General features: G+C 37.9%; 2 protein-coding genes. Both read left to right on the top strand.

The genetic code is table 11. From position 1 onward, the window contains the following. Positions 1–180 precede the first annotated feature (180 nt). Complete coding sequence (locus tag ACFQZJ_RS06230; protein WP_379933090.1) at positions 181–1,125, top strand: hypothetical protein; 945 nt, start codon at positions 181–183, stop codon at positions 1,123–1,125. Positions 1,126–1,142: 17 nt separating this feature from the next. Continuing rightward, positions 1,143–1,757 (top strand): hypothetical protein, encoded by a 615-nt coding sequence (locus ACFQZJ_RS06225; RefSeq protein WP_379933088.1) that lies wholly within the window; start codon positions 1,143–1,145, stop codon positions 1,755–1,757. Positions 1,758–1,889: the final 132 nt, after the last annotated feature.

Raw genomic sequence — 1,889 nt, 5'->3', positions numbered from 1 at the left:
AGAATTCGCTCGGTGAACTGCACAAAGCCTAAAAACACCTCATCGAAAAAAGAGGTCGTTAAACGGTAGGGTTACTCCATCTCTTAAAGAAAAAACACTGTTCTGATTAAAAAGCAATTCGCAAAACAAGGCCTAAGGACCCATTTATATGTTTTAAATTAGCATAAAAATCAACCTTACATGAAAAAAGCGGTATTCATTTATGTAGCCCTACTCCTGAGCTTCAGTTTATACGGACAACAGAACATTGCAAATGAAACTACGGCAGCCCATGTTGTGGTTCAAAACACTAAAATCAGTTTGGTACCGCCAGTAGATTTCTCAGTGGCCACCAACTTCGCCGGATTTCAACAGGATAGCTCCGGTGCCAGTATTATGGTAGTAGACCTCCCTGCTCCTTTTTCTGAAATTGCAAAGGCATTTACCCCAGAGGGACTAAAAACCCAGGGAATGGATTTATTACAGAAAGAAGAATTGATACTAAACGGTATTCCCGCGATACTCATCAAAGGCGAACAAGCTGCGTACGGAAATACGTATCACAAGTATACCTTGGCTTTTGGTTCGGAAACGGAAAGCATACTGATCAACGGCACCTATCAAAAAGAAGACGATGCAGCACTTGGAGAAGCTATCAAATCGGCCGTATTAAGCAGTATTTACGATACCTCCAAAAGTGTCGACCCTTTGGAGAGTGCCGACTTTGAAATCGCTCTAACGGGCACCGATATGGTCTTTGCAGCAAGTGTAGCAAATAGTTTATTGTTCAATAGGGAAGGACAAATCCCGGGAACGGCTACCGACAAAGCAGCGTTCATTGTTGCCAAATCATTTTCCGAAATGGAAATTCCGGATAAAAAAGCGTTCTCCGAAAACCGGTTACGGCAAAATCCTATCACGATCGAAAGTATAAAAAGTACAGTACCCATTCGCATTGATGGCCTAGACGGATTTGAGATTATAGCCGAAAGTAAACCGGACGAATTAGGAAAGGTATTGGAACTTTACCAGGTCATACTTTTTTCGGACAAGCAGTATTATATTCTTTTTGGCTCATCAGAGGAGGACTACGAAAAAAATATGGCAGTTTTTAAATCACTTACTCAAACATTCAAAAGAAAGTAGAAATTAAGCATACGTTAATGTCAGCTACCTTAGGAAAATTAAATAACTGTATTCTATTTTTTTTTCTGTCCTCATATTTGGTTTCAGGGCAACGCTTTATGATAGAAAAAGATAAATACTATATAGAAATAATACGCACTAACATCGCCGATGTTTTTAATAGGTCTACTACAATGCGTTTAAAGTCGAATGAGTTTAATACCGTACATATAAAGCTACGTATGGCCACTTCCAATGGAGACTATGCCCTATTCGACATTAATAAATTTTCTTTGGTAGATGAAACAAATAAGCTCCGCATTAGACCAGCAGACGTAGCTCATAGAATGGCATTACAAGAATTAAGCTTTCCAAGATTAGCAACGCAACCCCTACAAATAAAACACCCAGAGGTTGAAAATGACAATTCCGTACCAGATTCCTTTCATTTTTATGATTTTAAAGGTTACGAAACCATTGAAATCCCAATGACTTTTAGCGCATGGGGCAAATCGGATACTCAAATACTCTATTTTAGACCGGGAATGTACAAAAAGAAAAAGCTTGATTTCTACTTTCCTTTTCCGAAAACTTCTACAATTGGAGTTTTGTATTATGGTGAAGAAAAAGTAGCGATAGTTGTTTTTAAATAAATAAAATAATTAAGCCATCTTAGCCTTGTTTCTTTTTGTAGTAAAAGATAATGCCTTAGTTACTCTAGCATTTTTGAACTTGTATAATCTAGCAACCTCAGTTTTAGTTTCCAAGTTCAACTCCTTTACTGT

This window comes from Maribacter chungangensis, from assembly GCF_042676845.1.
GTDB lineage: Bacteria > Bacteroidota > Bacteroidia > Flavobacteriales > Flavobacteriaceae > Maribacter > Maribacter chungangensis.
The sequence above is the reverse complement of the archived record's forward strand: the minus strand, read 5'-3'. Positions and strand labels throughout refer to the sequence as shown.